Raw genomic sequence first — 17,568 nt, forward strand, 5'->3', positions numbered from 1 at the left:
CGCGGGGTGTGTCCGCGCTGTCGGGGGTCCCGGCGAGGCGCTGCTGGAGGCGCAGGTGGCGGAACTCGTAGTGGGCGCCCGACTGCCGCAGCACGCCGCGCCGGTGTGCTTCGGCGAGGAATCCCATCAGCCGCCAGGGGGCGCGTCCGGTCAGGGCCAGCCAGATGCGGGCGATGCCCAGCCGTCCCCAGGCGCTGAGCGCGAGCGCGGACGTGCCGACCGGTACCCACAGTTCGATGGGCATGGTGCCCACCGGGCTGCCGGGGCCGATCAGGAGAGCCACGGCCCAGCAGATCCCGCCGGCGAGGACGGCCGCGGTCGCGCCGCGCGCGAGCGTGGCGGCGCGGTCGGTGCGCAGGGTGCTGCGCGGACCCGCGGCCCGCATCGTGTCGGAGGGGATGCTCAACGCACGGTAGACGCCGGAGGCGCAGCCGCCGATCACACCCACCAGTGCCCCGAAGCCCAGGATGGGCATCATGGCGTCGCGGACGATGACGAGGGCGGGGCGCTCGGCGAGCCACAGCTGGGCGCGCCACGGCAGTTCGAGCGCCACGTTCCAGGCGTCGGCCCTGGGCAGGCCCGGGGCCGTGAGCACCGGCCCCTCGCGCTCCATGCGGACGCGGATCTCCTGACGGAACGGTTCCCACCGGCGCCCGCCGCGGGCGATCCGGGCGTGTCGCGGTACGGCCAGGGGGACTTCACCGGGGCCGCCGAAGAGCAGTTCCCCCAAATAGGGCGTCGTGGAGGTGGCCGTACGGACGCCGTCCGCCGCTTTCTCCAGACGCCAGCCTTCGACCATCCGGCTGTCCGGGATCCGGGGCGCCCACCGGAACTCCTGTGCCGCGAAGAGCCCGGTGATCCCGCCGACGACAGTGGCGGCGAACAGCCCGATGAGCGTACAGACGAGGAAGCCGCGCAGGAGACCGCCGGCGAATCCCTTCAGCATCGCCGTGAAAGTCGTGTGCGCGGCCGCGACCCGCTCACCGTGCCGCTGTCCCGCCACAAACAGCAGAACGCCCGCCACGAGGGCGGTCGTGGCCCACAAGACCTCGCCGGAGCAGACGAGAAGGATGATTCCGGTGGCCGTGGCCACGACGCCGAGCAGCCGGACGGCTCCGCTTCCGCTCGAGCTGCCGGCCCACGGCAGGCCCAGGGGAGGAGGGCGCCGGGGCAGGCCGGCCGCGGCGAACATCATGGATACGACAAGTCCGTAACAGCATCCGTTGAGGAACCAGGCCGGACGGGGTGTGATCACGCGGCCGAGCCGGAGGCCGAGCACAGGCGGGCACAGCAGTCCCAGGAACACCGCGACGACCGCCGCGGCCGCGATGAGCGTCAGGGCCATGCGGGCCAGCCGGCGCGGCCCTTGCGGGCTGCCGGTCTCGGCGGGCAGCAGGAAGGCGAGACCGAAAGCCAGGCCGGTGAGGTCGCCGAAGAGGTTGAGCAGGGTGGAGAGCGGACTGTCCCAGTCGCCGATGACGCCTCCCCCGAAGCGGGCGAGCGGTACGAGCACCGCGGCCGTCGCCAGCAGCGACAGGACGGCGGGGCCGAGGACGCGCAGCGGGCGCGGCATGGCCGCGGGTAACTGCCACCAGGCGAGCCGCCACGTGCCGTGTGTTCCGTCATGGCTGCCCAGGTCGAGAGCCAGCCGACGGAGCCAGCGGTGCGCGGCGTCCGGCTGCCAGGTCCTCCTGTGGGAGTCGTGGGTGTCGGAGAAGGCCGCCGGGACGAAGGCGTCCAGAAGGTGTTCCTCGATGCTGCGTGCCGTGGGAAACCGTGTGGTGTTCGCGAGTTCGGCCGGGTCGCGTGAGGCGTCCTCGTAGACCGTGCGGGCCAGCGCCACCATCAGCGGCGTGCGGAGCACCTCGGCCAGCGGTTCCGGTGGTACGCGCAGGATGCTCGTCCATACGGTCGAGCCGTGCTCGTCCGGCCGCGCCGTGCGCTCCAGGTAGGTCCGTGCCGTGTCCGGGTCGAGCGGATCGAGCCGCACGACTTCCGCCGCGGTGAGCACGTCTCCGGAGGCGACGGCCCGGGTCCACGCGGCGGTGCGGCAGGTCAGCAGAACAGGGAGGCGATCATCCAGTTCCGCGTTGAGACGTCGTACCGCGTCACCGTGCGCCGGCTGAGGGAGCTCGTCGAAGCCGTCAAGGACGGCCAGGACGAAGCCGGAGTCCAGCAGTTCGCGGGCCAGTGTGCGGTCGTCCACGACGGCGGCCAGCGGCCGGTACTCCGCCGCCAGCCGCTCGGCGAGCCACTCGCGCAGGGAGACGGCACCCGGATCCCAGCCCGCCAGCGGAAAGAGGACAGGTACGGGACCACCCGGACGCCGTACGGCGAGCATGCCCAGGACGAACTGCACGGCGAGGATGGTCTTCCCCGCGCCGGGCTCGCCGAGCACCACCAGTCGGCGGGAGGGAAGCGCTGTGAACACCTCGACGATGCGGGCGAGGCGCCGGTCACCGTCTCGCGGTGCGGGCAGCGGCCGGCCCCGGAGGACGTTCTCCCGGTGATCGGCAAGCGGTGGCCCGAGTGTCGACCAGCCGACGTCCAGCGGAGCGGGGTCCTGGAGCCGGCGCAGCTGTGCCTCCCGCGCCCACTGGCCCTCCACCGCCTCGGCGAGGGCGTCGGCCGCGTGCTGACGCCGGGTGCGCGGAGACCGGGCGTGCCCACCGTCCGGGCCTCGCAGGAGGTCGGCGGCGAAGGCGCACACCGAGACGACCGCGGAGACGACGGAGATCCACAGGGAGGCCGCGTCGTTCCTGTCGCCGTGGTTCCGCCACAGCACGACGGCCAGCGCGATCAGGGCCGTGCAGGCCAGGCCGAGGCCGATGCGCCGCTGCACACGCGCCCGTTTCAGTGGCGCCCACATGAGCCCGCACCCCCGCTTCCGTAACCGTCCGTACTCAGTGAACGACGCGTCCGCCGAAGCCGTGCCTCCGTCCGGGAGGCGCACGGAAGCGTGAAGGGGGCAATCCCGGGCGGCGCCCTCACGCTCGGGCTTGCTCACGGAACGTGATTACGGAATCGGACCTACGAGAGAGCAGGGTGACGACCTCGCGCCGATCCACCCGCACGTCACGGATTACTCATGCCCTGAAGATCCGGTCCAGTTGCCGCTCCAGCACCGCCATCGCCGACTCCGGGCTGCGGTGGCCCACGAGGATGCTCGTGCCCAGCCCCGCCGATAGGGCCAGCAGGGCGATCGCTTCCGGGCGGGGGTCCGTTCCCGGGTGGGTGAGGTCCGCTTCCCGGGCCGCGCGCAGGAGTTCGGTCAGGTGGTCCTCGGCCGCTTCGGGGCTGCGGATGAAGGGCTGGGCGGCGAGGGCCTCGTCGGTGACGGACAGGACGGCATACGAGGTGTAGACGAGGTGGAAGGTGCGGCCGGCCTCGTCGGTGGGAAGGGACGCCATCAGGATCGCCTCGATCACCGCGCGCGGGCCAGGGTTGTCGCCGGCCGCACGGAGCCGGGCGGCCACCCGTTCGCCGAATCGCTCGGTCAGGTGCTCCAGTCCGTAGAGGAGCAGCTTCTCCTTCGTCTCGAAGTAGTACTGCACCAGCCGCAGCGACACGCCCGCCTCCGCCGCCACGTCCCGCATCCGCACGGCGTGCAGCCCGCGTTGTCCGGCGACGCGCAGGAGCGCCTCGGCGATCTCGGTGCGCCGTTCTGCGTGGTCCACGCGCTTCGGCATCGGTTGCGGCTCCGTTCTTCGGTGGCAAGGGGCTTCAGTGGCAAGGGGTTTATCCGTGGCAGCGGCCTTCTGTGACCGGGGCCTCTTTATGGTACCGCTGTATCAGTTTGATGGTACGGTCGTACCACGAACCAGGTGATCGTTTCCTAGGAGGCCACCCGTGCCCCAGACCACGACCCGCGACAAGTCCCGCGCGCGCACCCGCCTCGACGTCGGCCGTTACGTCAACGACGCCCTACGGGACCGCTACTTCGCGGCATGCGACGCCGTCTTCGCCCTGGGGGCGACGGCCGTCGCGGAGACGGACGTGGAGACCTCGTTCGGGACGACGCACGTCTACCGCTACGGCCCCGACGACCCGGCCGCCGCCTCCCGCACCCCGGTCGTCCTCGTGCACGGCGCCGGCAGCTGCTCCGCGATGTGGTACCCGAACACGCCCGCGCTCAGCGCCGAGCGGCCCGTCTACGCGATCGACACCCCGGGCGACGCGGGCCGCAGCGTGCAGCGCGAACCGCTGCACCGGCCCGAGGACGCCGCGCGGTGGCTGGACGAGACGCTCGCCGGGCTCGGCCTCGACCGCGTCCACCTCGTCGGCTCCTCCTACGGCGGATGGCTCGCCCTGAACCAGGCGCACCGCGGGTCCGGCCGGCTCGCCTCCGTCACCCTGCTCGACCCCGGCGGTCTGGAGAAGGTGGGGCTGCGCTTCTTCGTCTGGATCTTCGTCAGCCTCTTCGCGACCTTCGCCCCCAAGGCGCTGCGCCCCCGGCTGGCGCGCTGGCTGGAGCAGCCCGTTCTCATCGAGCCCGAGCTGCGCGCGATGGTCAGGGCGGGGGTCCGGGCGTACCGCATCCGCCGCCCGGCCCCGCTCCCCCTGTCCGAGGAGGAGCTGACCACCATCCGCACCCCGCTCTATCTGGTGCTCGGCAAGCGAAGCCTCCTCGTGCACCCGAAGCGGCAGGTGGAGCGCGTTCCGCGGCTGATACCGGGAGCCCGCGCCGAGATCGTCCCGGACACCGGCCACGGGCCCCAGATCGATCACGCGGAGGAGATCAACCGGCGGATGCTCCGCTTCATGGACTCCGTCGAATGACAGCCGACGGCCGGCCTGCGCACGCGCGAGCGCACACGCAAGCCGGCCGTCACCAAAGCCGTCACCAGAGCCGTCACCAGAGCCGTCACCAGAGCCGTCAGTGGATGATCAGCGCGTTCGCCATCAGCCGCGGCCCCGTGCTGTCGGAGGGCCGGTTGACGAGCCGGCCGCCGACCACCATGGTCGTCGACCCGCCGCCGTCGAGGTTGAGGGCGTCCACCGCGCCGAGGGAGCGCATGACGGCCGCGCTCTCCCGGAAGGACAGCCCCGAGCTGTAGCCCGGGCGGCGGCCGTCGACGGCGACGAACAGCAGTGAGCCGTCGGCCGTCACACCGGCGAGGCTGCGCGGGTGCCTATGGGTGCCGAAGTAGTCGAAGAAGCCGGGGTCGTCCGGGTAGTTGAAGCCTTCGGCCTCCGCGGGAATGTCGATACGGCCGTCCTTCAGCAGTTGCGGGCCGCCCGAGGCGACGTCCATGCCGCGCCCGGCGGTGGCGGTCAGGGGACGGCCGTCGCGGTCGACGACCATGGCCGTCACGGTCACCACCTGGCCCTTGCGGGCATGGGCGCGCAGCCAGTCGGCGCCGTCGCCCGTACCGGCGAGCAGCGTCGTGCCGGACGGGAACGTGCCGCCGCGCCGGTCGCGCGTCTCCAGCACCCTGCCGTTCTTGTCGAGCACCACCGCGGCGCCGTCACCGGCGTGCACGGGCCCGTGGAAGAAGTCGGTGTACTGGATGACCTCGGAGTCGTCGGTGCACAGGGCGTCGTGGCGCGGCCGTTCGGTGGGCACGTCGCCGCCGGTGCCGCCGCAGTTGCGGATCTTGCCCGGGGAGCGGTTCAGCCCGTCGAGCTCGCGCTGGGCGCCGTCGGCGGAGCGCAGGCGCAGATTGGTGCTCAGCCGCTGGACGGAGGGGCGTGCGCGCCGCTCGGAGGGCAGGACGAGGGCGCTGGTTCCCTGTACCGCTTCGCTGACGAGCTTGCCGCCGACGACCGACAGGCCGGCGACGTCGCCGAAGGTGCCGTCCTCCTCGTCCGAGCCGTAGCTGCCGTTGATCCCGGCAATGCCGCCCATGTGCTTGACCATGTCGGCCAGCGTCTCGCCGCCCGGCACCCGGTCCAGGGACTGGCGCACCTGGACCCGCTGCCGCTGGGCGGCGGAGACCTTCAGCACGTCGACGACCCAGGGGCCGGTCCGGCCGGTGCCGTCCTCCCCCGTGAAATAGGTGTGCGTGGGACGGAAGCCCGCCACCCGCAGGTCCTTCACCAGCTGGTCGGCCGCCGCCTTGTCGGCGAGCTCGCCGACCCGTACGCGCCAGCCCCACGGCTGCTTCGAGGGCAGGTCCTGGGGACGCTCGTCCACCCTGCCGACCACGGGTTCGAACCCGGCGTCGTCCAGCCGGTCGGCCAGGGAGCGCGCCGCGCTCTCGTCCTTCAGCAGCGCGACCTCGACGGTCCAGTGGTCACGGGCGTCGGGGCGGCCGCGCTTGATCCGGGTCCAGGTCACTCCCGGGGCGACCTGGGTGGCCGTACGTGTCTCCGGCAGGTTGGCGTCCCCCAACGGGAGCCGCTGTACGGCGGGTTGAGCGACCGCCCGGGTCTGCTGCAGACCCATGGCGGGCAGAACGAGCGTCAGTACGGCCAGGCCGGCGGTGAGTGCCGACCGGCGCATACGTCTGATCTTCACCACTTTCCTCCCTGCCCTCTCTGTGTCGTGGCGCTGTGTCGTGGCGCGGGCTGTCGCCGCAGTGTGGCCGCGCAGCGTGTCGCCCACGAGAACGCTCAGCTCAGCATGGCGTAATGCAGCGGAAACAAGATGCTGCTGTGCCCGAGGAGTTGGGCTGGTTCACCCTGTGGGGGACGCGCCGTCGCCATGTGGACACATGGACACGGCAACGGTCGTCACAGTCGTCACGACCGTCACGGGGACACGGGGCTACCACCGTCCGTGAAAATCTCCCATCATGCCGCAACCCGGCCCACCCGGCGGCGAAAACCTCGACGCGGATCGTTCAACTCACCGCGCCCGCTAGGCTACTGGGAGCAACGGCTCTGCCTCCCCTGAGTGCCCCGCCCGCCCGGGCGGGGCCCCGGCGCGTACCCGCGTACCGGGATCGCCAAGAGGTGAGGAGCCGGCCGATGGTGAAGCCGAGGAACAGGAGGAGGCGTCGGGAACGGCGTCCCGGTCGGGGTTGTCAGGACTGGATGACGCTCTCGGCGGTGCTCCTGAACGCGGTTGCCGCCATCGCGCGGTGTTGCGACCAGCTGCTGCGCTGAGGCGTACCGGCTGGGGCGGTTCCGGACGATTGGTCGGTTCCACCGGAAGGTGTGGACCCGGCCGCTGATAGGTCGGCCGGGTCCACGCGATGCCTCGCACGCGACAGGCCTGGCTCTCGGCACCCCCGGAGCCGGGCCTTTCGTGTCCCGTACGAGAGACTTGCCTCCGCCGCTCGTTCCGCGGAGCTCGGTCGTCTACGTCATCCGCGACGCCATCCGCGGCGTCGGTCCGCGGCGTCGATCTGCGGCCGCCCGGCGTTCTCCCGGCGGCGCCGGCTGGCCGCGAACGTCACTCTAGCAATTGGTCAAGCGCGCGCTACCCCTTTGACCTGCGACGAAGCGAATCCGGCCAACACGGGCCACGTCAAACGCCCACCGTCCGCCATGCCCCGCCATGCCTTCGCCACCCCCGTCAGCAGCCAGAACGCCGCCGAGGGCCCTCATGCCCCGCCCACAGGTGGCGCGCGGGGTGGCGATTGCCGGGCGGCCGCCCCCCTGCCGACGTCCTCGCCGGGGCCCGCACGCCACGCCGTACGGGCCCCGGATTCAGCCGCGAGCCCCGCCCCTCTCCCCCGACCGGCCCATGTTGCTTACCGAATGGAGCAATACGACTACCCTGCGGATGCTCCGTCCGGAGTGGGGGGTGAACCTCGGAAACGAAGGAGGTACACCCAATGAAGTCAATCCGTACCGCTCTCTGCGGCACCCTGACGGCAGTCGCCGTCTGCGCGGCCCCCGCCGCGTTCGCCCTCGGCTCCTCCAACACCCCGGTCAAGCCGCCCGAAAGCAGCGTCGTACAGCACACCGGTCATGACGACGACTGCTGCGACGACGACCACGGCCGCGGTGACCACGACCACGGCCACGGCCGTCACGACCGCGACCGGGACGACTGCGACGACGACCACGGTCGGGACGACCACGGACGTGACCACGAGGACCACGGCCGCGACCACGGCCGGGACCACGACCACGGACGTGACCACGGCCGCGACCACGACTGGGACGACCACGGACGTGACGACCACGGCCGGGACGACCACGGGCGTGACCACGGCCGGGACCACGAGGACCACGGCCGCGACCACGGCCGGGACCACGGACATGACGACCACGGCCGCGACCACGGACACGACGACCACGGGCGTGACCACGGTCGGGACCACGACCACGGCCGCGACCACGGACGTGACGACCACGGGCGTGACCACGAGCGGCCGCACGGCCGCAACCACACGGGCGGCGGCGCCACCGCGCCGGTGGCCGCGTCCGAGTCCACGTCCGTCGACGCCCCCGCACTCGCCCTCGCGGGCGCCACGGTGGGTATGGCCGGTGGGCTGATCTGGTACCGGCGCCGCGCCAGCGCGGCCAAGCGGTGACAGGGAGCGAACCGGCGTCATGTCAGAAGCGCGCACAGGCGGTCGGAACCGCCGCCTGCTGACCGGGGTGGCCTGGGTGGCTCTGCTGCTGGCCCTGTGGCTCTGGGGTCACGACACCGCGGAGGAGCCGATAGCCTCGGCCCCCAAGCCCGGTGACGTGGCCACCGCGGGCCGACCCCCTGCGCGCGGCCTGCCCCCGGCACACGATCCGTTGCCGGGGGCGGGCCCCCTCGCGCTCGCCATCAAGGCGGTGGGGCTCAAGGCCCCGATCGAGGGGCACGGGCTCGACCCGCGCGGCGGCGTCGAACCGCCCCCGTACGAGCGGCCCAACGCCGTCTCCTGGTACCAGGACGGCCCCACGCCCGGAAGCACCGGCACCGCCGTGCTCGTCGGGCACGTCGACACCCAGACCTCACCGGCGGTCTTCTACGAACTGAGCTCCCTCAAACGCGGCGCGAAGATCAACGTCACCCGTGTGGACGGCTCCACCGCCGAGTTCACCGTGGACGACATCACCGTCGTCGACAAGGACCACTGGGACGACGAGAAGGTCTACGGCCCCCGCGACACCAACCGCGCCGAACTCCGCCTGATCACCTGTGGCGGCGACTACGACCGTGCCCAGCACGAGTACACCGCCAACCTGGTGGTCTCGGCCTATCTGACCGGGATCGGCCGGACCGTCCCCACGCCCCGTGTCACCCCCGAGACCCAGGGCTCCCCCGACACCCAGGGCTCCTCCGACGGCCAGAGCAGCACCTCCGACACATAGGCCCCGCCGCCCCGCCCGCGCCGTCCGTCCCGCGCCTCGGATCCCGGTCCGAAGCGCTTCGCTGCGTCCGCCACCGTTCGCCCCGGCACGCATACCGACCCCGGCACCACAGCGGTACGGCACCACGGCGGTACGACACCACCGCCGCGGCGGTACGGCACCGCGACAGCGAGCGCATTCGAGGGCCTGCTCGCCACCTACCACCACAAGCTGCGCGAGGCGGAGGCGGCCGACGCGACCGAGGTCGCCCAGGTACACGGCCCCGGGGGGAGGCCCCGGCGGGCGGCGGTGCCCCGCGTTCCTCTGGCGATCAGCTCCCGGCACGGGGCAGGCTGTCGTCCCTCAGCACGTGGGCGCACATGGAGGAGGGATATTCCATGAATCCGCACTTAGGCCGGCGGCGAGGGCACCGCCCATGAGCGGGTACGGGCACGAGAGCGGGTACGGGCACGGGAGCGGCGAGGGCTTCTCACGGATCGCCCTCACCCCCGCCGCCGCCGGGCTCGTCCGGCGGCTCAGCGGGCGGCACGGGCCGCTGATGTTCCATCAGTCGGGCGGCTGCTGCGACGGCAGTTCGCCCATGTGCTACCCGCGCGGCGAGTTCCGCACGGGCGGCTCGGACGTCCTGCTGGCCGAGCTGGTCGTCGACGGGGTGGCGGAGCCGGTCGGTTTCTGGATGTCGGCCGAGCAGTTCGAGCGGTGGCGCCACACCCATCTGACGGTGGACGTGGTGCCGGGGCGGGGCAGCGGCTTCTCGCTGGAGGCGCCGGAGGGGGTGCGTTTCCTGATCCGTTCCCGGCTGCTGACGGACCGGGAGGCACGCGCCCTCGACGGCGCCGCCGCCACTCCCCCCACCGGCTGAGCCACCGCCGGCGGCCGGGCCACCGCCCGCCGGCCCCCGTCCGTCAGACGGAGGCCGCGTCCGCCAGGGAGAGGGTGTGCAGCCGGTCCGGCGGGCCGGGGCGGGCGTAGTACCAGCCCTGGGCCGTGTCGCAGCCCAGCAGCCGCAGGTGGTCCGCCTGGGTGCCGGTCTCCACGCCCTCGACCGTGACCGACAGGTCGAGGGTGTGGGCGAGCGAGACGATCCCTTCGACGATCTTCACATCGACGGGGTCGGCGGGGGCGCACTGCATGCCGCGGGTGAAGGAGCGGTCGAGCTTGAGGGTGCTGACGGGCAGCCGGCGCAGATAGGAGAGGTTGGAGTAGCCGGTGCCGAAGTCGTCGAGGGCGATGTCGACGCCGAGGTCGGCGAGCTCGCGCAGCGGGCGCAGCTCCCCTTCGTCGGCGCCGATGAGGGCGTTCTCGGTGACCTCCAGGCACAGGGCGGAGGGGTCGAGGCCCGCGTCCTCCAGCACGGCGACGGTGTCGGCGACGAGGCCGGGGTAGCGCAGCTGGGAGGGCGAGAGGTTGACGTTGACGCGGAAGGGGGTGCCGCCGGGGCCCTCGGTGTACCAGGAGCGGGCCTGCCGGGCGGCCTCGGCCAGGACCCAGCGGCCCAGCGGCACGATGAGGCCGGTGCTCTCGGCGAGGGGTATGAAGCGGTCCGGGCCGAGCACCCCGTGCACCGGGTGGAGCCAGCGGACGAGCGCCTCCGCGCCCCGGACGGTGCCGTCCTCGAGCCGTACCAGCGGCTGGTACTCGATGAAGAACTCGCCGTTGTCGAGCGCGGCGGGCAGCCGGTTGGTGAGGCCGTGGCGGGCGATGGCGCGGGCGTCGGAGTCGGCGTCGGCGAGCTCGTAGCGGTTCCCGCCGGCGGCCTTGGCGCGGTACATGGTGATGTCGGCGCTGCGCAGTACCTCGGCGGCGCCGAGCTCGCCGGCGGTGCCGTCGACGATGCCGATGCTGGCCCGTACGGACAGGTCGCGGCCGTCGAGGTGGACGGGCTCGGCGAGGGCGGCCAGCATCCGCCGGGCCAGCGCGGTCGCCTCGCCGGGGGCGGAGGGGCCGGTGATCAGGGCGACGAACTCGTCGCCGCCGAGGCGGGCGACGAGTTCCCGGGGCCCGGTGGCACAGGCTCGCAGCCGTTCGGCGACGGCGACGAGCAGCCGGTCCCCCACGGCGTGGCCGAGGCTGTCGTTGACGGCCTTGAAGCCGTCGAGGTCGAGGTAGCACAGGCCGAAGCGGCCGGCTCCCTCCTCGGCGGGTCCGGCGCCGGTCCCGGTCCCGGCCCTGGTCTCCAAGGCCTGGTCGAGGCGTTCGAAGAAGAGGGTGCGGTTGGGCAGGCCGGTGAGGGGGTCGTGGGTGGCCTCGTAGCGCAGGCGCGCGTGGAGCTGGCGGCGCTCGGTGATGTCCTCCATCAGCGCCAGCTGGTACTGGGGTTCCCCGGCGGCGTCGCGCAGCAGGGTGACCGACATGTCGGTCCACACGACGCTGCCGTCGCTGCGGTAGTACGGCTTCTCGACGCGGTAGTGGTCGCGGTCGCCGCGGACGAGCTCGCGGTAGAGGCTCCAGAACTCGGGGGCGTCGTCGGGGTGGACGAGCTCGCCGACGTTGCGTCCCGTCGCCTTGCGGCCGGGGCTGCCGAACATGCCCTGGAGCGCGCCGTTGATGTCGATGATGCGGCCTTCGACGTCCGCGATGCCCACGCCCACGGAGGTGTCCTCGAAGACGGCGCGGAACCGGGCGTCGCTGGTGTGGAGGGCCCGTTCGGCCTCGGCGAGGGCGGCGCGGGCCGCCTTGGTGGCGGCCGCCTCCTCGGCGCGGGCGTGCTCGGCGAGGGCCTGGGCGAAGCCCGCGGCGACGGCGTGCTGGAGGCGGGAGCAGCGGGCGCGGCTCTCCTCGGCGGGCATGGGGTGGCCGGGCGGCAGATAGAGCACCAGATAGGCGTCGATGACGCCGAGGATCTGGGGCAGCGCCGCGGGTTCGGTGCAGTGGGCCGCGACCAGCGCGGCGCCGACGTCGTGGGCGGGCCGGGGGTCGAACGGCCGGGCATGGAGGGCGTCGCGGAGCACGGCGGCGAGCGGGACGAGGTGGCGCTCGAACTCGGCCCGGGAGACGGAGGCCGTCAGCGTCGGGTGGACCGCGCGGCTCCATATGGCGGCGAACCGCCGCAGCCGGTCGTCACGCAGATCGCAGCCGGCGGTCCCGATGGCCGGTTCCCTCATGGCGTACGAAACCGGGGAGGCGGTTTGCTTCACGGGCAGCATTCTGCCACTGAACCGTCCGGTCACGGCTGCCACCCCGCCCCGGCGTGCCGCGTCCGTATGGGATTCCCGTTCCGGATGCGGGCGGCGGTCACGGTCATGGCGTCCTGTTGAGGGCGTGTCACCGACGAAGAACAAACCGCACGGTCGATGCCGTACCGCTTCTTCTCCGGCGTGACCCTCGGCAGACCCGTCACACGCGGCAGGGACGGGTCGATGCCCCGGGGGGCCCTGGTGGGACGCTCCATCAGACTGTGTCTCCAGCTCATCACAAGGGTGTGGGGGAGTGCTGAGCAGAGGCTACTGATCGTTCGTTCGAATGGAAGCGTCAAGCGGAAATAGCTCATCCGCATTCGGCCATCGGCCACCTTCGCCTCCTGCGGGTGTGTCCTCCGCGGCCGTTCGAAACCACCCGATCGCGTGACATGCATCTCTTCCGCCCCAGGGGTTTACCGCGACCGCCACGGTGGCGGGACGTGTCGATGATCACGAAATCGATCACTATCGTCCGCTTACCGGCCACCGCTGCAAATGATCACATGGAGGACGTATGTGCGGTACACGTGGGGGGTCCCACGATGCGGGGGATCGTCACCGGGGCCGGCCGGCGGCCCCGGTGACCCCGGCCCACCGGCCGGTCAGCGCACCCCGACCGAGGCCAGCGCGCGTGCCTGGCGGGTCGTCGGGCGTACGGGGAAGTAGAGGTAGCAGACGCCGCCCGAGCCGCTCCTGACCTGCCCCTGGGCATTGTGACGCTTGGTCCGCAGCCAGATGTTCTCGAACTGCCGCCGCTTGTAGACGCGTTCCACCGCGGCGTCGGAGGGGCTGGCCGGATCGTGGGCGACGACATCGCCGTCCTCGGTGAAGCCGGTCACACACATCAGATGGCCCGCCGTGCCGTAGCCGGCGCCGTCGAGCTCGGTGGCGAGGAAGGACTGCGAGGTGATGACCGGGATCCCCGCGCGGATCAGCCGCTCGGCGTCGCCCAGTGAGCGGAGCCGGGTGACCACGCCCTGGAGGTCGTGGTACGTGGCGGCGTAGGCGGCGTTGAACGGCCAGTTGCCGCAGCCCTTGTACTGGTTGTCGTAGGTGTACCGGGCCGCGTGGCAGACCTGGGGATCGGCGTAGGAGGGGTCGACCCAGGACAGGTCGCGGTCCGAGGGCCGCCGGCCCCAGTACTCGATCACCATCTGCGAGGAGGTGGGGCTGCACCAGGCCTCGCCGCCGTTGTCGTACTCCGGGTACTGGCCCTTGTGGATCTCCTGCGAGTAGCGCGGGACGCGCAGCCTGTGGCCCGCCCCCTCCCCCGGCCGTGAGGCGGGCACGGTGAAGCGGTCGGGGATGTCTGAGGCCATGGCGCCCAGCCGCCAGACGGTGGGGGTCAGCTGGGTGCCGGGCCTGCGGTACAGGGTGAGCCTCAGCTCGTACGCGGCCAGGCGCGTCCCGCTCGCGCGGTCGTCGACGGCGAGGGTGTCGGTGGAGACGCTGCTGCGCTTGTCGCCCTGGCCGTCGACCGAGGTCCGCCGGATGTCGCCGGGCGCGTCGCCGGAGGTCCAGCGGCCCATCACATACCAGGGGGTGCGGGTGCCGTCGGTGTAGGCGGCGCGCACCTCGGCCTGGAGCCAGGTGCCGGCGGGGGTGCGGGCGTTCCAGGAGACGACGATCTCCGTGGCGGGCGCGTCCAGCCGGCGGAGCGGGGAGAGCCAGGTGGCGTACTCCCAGCGGGCCGTGGTGCCGGTGTGCGGGTCGGTGTAGTCGACGCCGCCGAGGGGGCGGTCGATGACGAGGCCGGGGCGGTCGCCGCCGACGACCTTGGTGCCGGCGCCCTTGCCGCCGGCCCACTGGGGGAAGGTGGACCAGGCCCGGTAGTCGACGGAGCCCTCGGGACGGGCGGAGCCGCCGGCCGGCGCGCCCGCCGCGGAGACCGAGGCGAGCGGCCCGGCCACGGCCGTCAGGGCGAGGGCCGCGGTGAGCACGGTGCGGCGCGGTGCGGGTCTGCTGGACATGTGGTCCCCCAGTCGTGTGTGGACGGTGCCGCGGGTCTGCCGGACCGGCCCGGCGGGCCGGACCACTATCGCGCCACCGGGCGGCCCAGGCCAGTGATTCCCGCACGGCGCGTCCCCCATACCGGGGCGGGCGCGGACGGCTCCGGCGGCACGGTCCTAGGGTGGTGCGGTGAACGAACGAACCACCCTGAGCGGCCTCGCCCGCCGGCTGAGCGCGCTGCCCCCGTCCGTCGGCCCCGTCCGGCTGGTCGCGGTGGACGGGCACGCCGGCTCCGGGAAGACCACCTTCAGCGAGCGGCTGGCGACGGCCCTGGGCGGCGCCCCCGTGCTCCACCTCGACGACCTCGCGACGCACGAGGAGCTGTTCGAGTGGACCGGGCGGCTGCGGGAGTGGGTGCTGGACCCCTTCGCGCGCGGCGAGACGGCGCGATACCGCGCCTACGACTGGGTGGCGCGCCGATTCCCGCCGGAGGAACGGGAGTTGCCCGCCGCGCCCGTGGTCCTGCTGGAGGGTGTGGGCGCGGGACGGCGGGAACTGAGGCCGTTTCTCGCGTGCCTGCTGTGGATGGAGTTGGCGAATGAGGGCTCCTGGGAAAGGGGTCAACTCCGCGACGGCCCCGAACTGACCGAATTCTGGGACGGCTGGAAGCGAGCGGAGCGCGCGCATTTCGCCGCCGACCCCTCCCGGCCCTACGCAGGACTACTGGTACTCCAGTGCAAGGAGGGATACGAGGTACTGGAGAGGCGCTCGAAAACCGACTGACCCCGGAGTCCCCTCACTCTCCGTGCACACCCGCGCCCGAACCGCGCTAAGGGTGCGTAGGTTCCCCGCCTACTGCCTCAACTCGGCTTGACCCAGGGGGCTTACAGGACTTACGTTCTCAATGTGCGGCCCGCCAAGGCCGCTTGCAGACGCGAAGCCCCCGGTTGTTCCCCCGTGATCGGGGGCTTCGTACTGCCCTCCGCCCGGCGATTCGCGCCGTTTGTTCCCTCGCACCGCCGTACGGGGTCACCCTGGGTGATCGCTCTCCGGATCGCTTTCCCGGCCGCCCCCGGCTCACGCCCGTGCCGCGAACCGCTCCCCCACACCCTTCGGCCGACACCGATCGCGCAGGTACGATGCGAGACGGCGCACCCGACGGCGGGCGGCCCCGGGCCGGCCACGCGGGACGCTCCGGCATTGACGGTCAACTCCCGTCCACAGCACAGCGGTTCGGAAAGGCGCGGCCAAGGCACTCGCCCGTCGGCACGGCACGCTACGGGGGCAGGTTTGTGGGGGACGTGATGGATCTCGGCATGCAGGGCCCGCCGGCCCCGGCCGATCTCGCCTGGCTGCGCGCCGTCGACGCCTACACCATGGGCGCGTACACCGAGGCCGAGAAGGAGTTCCGGGCGGCGGTCCGCGCCGACCCGGGGATGGCCGACGCCTGGCTCGGCCTCCACGCGCTGCGCGCGGAGACCACCACCGCGCTGCTGCGGATGTACCGGCACCGCGACCGCTTCGGCGAACAGCGCGCCCGCCACCGGCGGCCCCTTAACTCCTGGTACTGGCTGGGCTGGTGGGTACAGCCGGTGCTGGAGAGCCATCGCGATCTGCTGCTCGCCCATGCCTCGCACTGGCTCGACAGCCGCCATGTCCCCGAGCTCGACCGCGCCCTCGCCGGCTGCCCGCCCGCGGAGACCGACGCCCAGGTGCGCTTCCTCCACGCCTGCCGCGCCTATCTCGTCAAGGACTGGGAACAGCTCGTCCGCCACACCGAGCCGCTCCTCGACGACCCGCTGCTCGGCATCGAGGCGGGCCTGTTCGGCGGTATGGCCCGGGTGCGCCTGGAGATGTACGGACAGGCCGAGCCACTGCTGGCCGCCGCGCTGATGCGCTGCCGCAGCGAGCAGCCCCAGCGCAAGGAGCTGCGCTACTGGCTCGCCCGCGCCCACGAGGGCACCGGCCGCAGCGCCGCCGCCCTCCCCCTCTACCGGGCCGTCCACCGGGTGGACCCGTCCTTCATGGACACCGCCGCCCGGCTGACCGCCATCGCGGACGCGGACGGCCTGGACGACGCCCCGGTGGACCTGGCGCCCGTACCGCTCGGCGGGCCCGTCGCCCCCGAGCCCCAGGAGCCCGGCGGGGATCCGGAGCCCCAGCCCTTCACCGACCCCCTCGACCTGCTGACCGGCACCGACCCGGATCCCGCGCCCACGCCCGGCGGCACCCCGGGCAACGCCCCCGTCGAGGCCGACGGCGTACGGGAGAAGTTCCGCGTCCCGGCCCAGGGCGGCCCGCCGCCCGCACCCGGCCGCTCGGACCCGGTCCTGCTGGCCAAGGCCCTCGCCGAGCTGGAGCGGATGGTCGGCCTCGAACCCGTCAAGCGCCAGGTGCGGGCGCTGTCCGCGCAGCTGCACATGGCCCGGCTGCGGGCCGGCCAGGGACTGCCCGTCCAGCCCCCCAAGCGTCACTTCGTCTTCTCCGGCCCCTCCGGCACCGGCAAGACCACCGTCGCCCGGATCCTCGGCCGGGTCTTCTACGCCCTGGGGCTCCTCGGCGGCGACCATCTCGTCGAGGCCCAGCGGGCGGACCTGGTCGGCGAGTTCCTGGGCCAGACGGCCGTCAAGGCCAATGACCTGATCGACTCCGCGCTCGGCGGGGTGCTCTTCGTCGACGAGGCGTACAGCCTCTCCAACTCCGGCTACAGCAAGGGCGACGCCTACGGCGACGAGGCCCTCCAGGTCCTGCTCAAGCGCGCCGAGGACAACCGCGACCGGCTGGTCGTCATCCTCGCCGGCTACCCGGAGGGCATGGACCGGCTGCTGGCGGCCAACCCCGGACTCCACTCCCGCTTCACCACCCGCGTGGACTTCCCCAGCTACCGCCCCGCCGAACTCACCAGCATCGGCGAGGTCCTGGCCGCGGAGAACGGTGACGCCTGGGACGAGGAGGCACTGGAGGAACTGCGCAGCATCAGCGCCCACGTGGTGGAGCAGGGCTGGATCGACGAGCTCGGCAACGGGCGCTTCCTGCGCACGCTGTACGAGAAGAGCTGCGCGTACCGGGACCTGCGGCTCTCGGGCTACGCGGGGACGCCCACGCGGGACGATCTGGCGACGCTGCGGCTGCCGGATCTCATGCAGGCGTACGGGGAGGTCCTCTCGGGACCGGGGTGGGGCTCCCCCCGGCGCCGCCAGGGGGACGCGCGGGATCCGCAGGATCCCGCGCCGTGACG

General features: G+C 72.8%; 11 protein-coding genes. 6 read left to right on the plus strand and 5 right to left on the minus strand.

Features of this window, described 5'->3' with window-relative positions; genetic code table 11:
- Both K6I33_RS07330 and K6I33_RS07335 read right to left on the minus strand, forming a co-directional pair.
- The coding region (locus K6I33_RS07330) for an NACHT domain-containing NTPase (RefSeq protein ID WP_229348991.1) at nt 1–2,869 on the minus strand (2,869 nt) is incomplete at its 3' end.
- A gap of 217 nt (nt 2,870–3,086) precedes the next feature.
- Nucleotides 3,087–3,689, minus strand: a complete 603-nt coding sequence (locus K6I33_RS07335) for a TetR/AcrR family transcriptional regulator (RefSeq protein WP_229348994.1) — start codon at nt 3,687–3,689, stop codon at nt 3,087–3,089.
- A 160-nt stretch (nt 3,690–3,849) separates the two neighbouring features.
- Between K6I33_RS07335 and K6I33_RS07340 the strand changes: the two genes are divergently transcribed.
- Nucleotides 3,850–4,779, plus strand: coding sequence for an alpha/beta fold hydrolase (locus tag K6I33_RS07340; RefSeq protein WP_229348997.1), 930 nt, complete (start codon nt 3,850–3,852; stop codon nt 4,777–4,779).
- A gap of 97 nt (nt 4,780–4,876) precedes the next feature.
- Here the strand turns inward: K6I33_RS07340 and K6I33_RS07345 are convergent, their stop codons facing one another.
- On the minus strand, nt 4,877–6,460 hold the full coding sequence (locus K6I33_RS07345; protein WP_229348999.1) for a phosphodiester glycosidase family protein: 1,584 nt from the start codon (nt 6,458–6,460) through the stop codon (nt 4,877–4,879).
- 1,264 nt (nt 6,461–7,724) lie between these two features.
- Here K6I33_RS07345 and K6I33_RS07350 point away from each other — a divergent pair.
- The 3 genes from K6I33_RS07350 (at nt 7,725) to K6I33_RS07360 (ending at nt 10,063) form a co-directional block, all read left to right on the plus strand.
- Nucleotides 7,725–8,429, plus strand: coding sequence for a hypothetical protein (locus K6I33_RS07350; RefSeq protein ID WP_229349001.1), 705 nt, complete (start codon nt 7,725–7,727; stop codon nt 8,427–8,429).
- A gap of 19 nt (nt 8,430–8,448) precedes the next feature.
- Nucleotides 8,449–9,201 (plus strand): class F sortase, encoded by a 753-nt coding sequence (locus tag K6I33_RS07355; RefSeq protein ID WP_229349004.1) that lies wholly within the window; start codon nt 8,449–8,451, stop codon nt 9,199–9,201.
- 415 nt (nt 9,202–9,616) lie between these two features.
- Complete coding sequence (locus tag K6I33_RS07360; protein ID WP_229349006.1) at nt 9,617–10,063, plus strand: DUF779 domain-containing protein; 447 nt, start codon at nt 9,617–9,619, stop codon at nt 10,061–10,063.
- Between the two features lie 43 nt (nt 10,064–10,106).
- On the opposite strand, the gene K6I33_RS07365 is transcribed toward K6I33_RS07360, so the two are convergent.
- Together K6I33_RS07365 and K6I33_RS07370 are read right to left on the minus strand one after the other, a co-directional pair.
- Nucleotides 10,107–12,305, minus strand: coding sequence for a bifunctional diguanylate cyclase/phosphodiesterase (locus K6I33_RS07365; protein ID WP_229349035.1), 2,199 nt, complete (start codon nt 12,303–12,305; stop codon nt 10,107–10,109).
- A gap of 677 nt (nt 12,306–12,982) precedes the next feature.
- Nucleotides 12,983–14,350 (minus strand): peptidase C39 family protein, encoded by a 1,368-nt coding sequence (locus tag K6I33_RS07370; RefSeq protein ID WP_229349008.1) that lies wholly within the window; start codon nt 14,348–14,350, stop codon nt 12,983–12,985.
- A gap of 169 nt (nt 14,351–14,519) precedes the next feature.
- Here K6I33_RS07370 and K6I33_RS07375 point away from each other — a divergent pair, with 169 nt between their 5' ends.
- Both K6I33_RS07375 and K6I33_RS07380 read left to right on the plus strand, forming a co-directional pair.
- Nucleotides 14,520–15,113, plus strand: a complete 594-nt coding sequence (locus tag K6I33_RS07375) for a uridine kinase (RefSeq protein ID WP_229349010.1) — start codon at nt 14,520–14,522, stop codon at nt 15,111–15,113.
- Between the two features lie 521 nt (nt 15,114–15,634).
- Nucleotides 15,635–17,566 (plus strand): AAA family ATPase, encoded by a 1,932-nt coding sequence (locus tag K6I33_RS07380; RefSeq protein ID WP_229349012.1) that lies wholly within the window; start codon nt 15,635–15,637, stop codon nt 17,564–17,566.
- Nucleotides 17,567–17,568: the final 2 nt, after the last annotated feature.

It is taken from the genome of Streptomyces sp. UNOB3_S3, assembly GCF_020740895.1.
GTDB lineage: Bacteria > Actinomycetota > Actinomycetes > Streptomycetales > Streptomycetaceae > Streptomyces.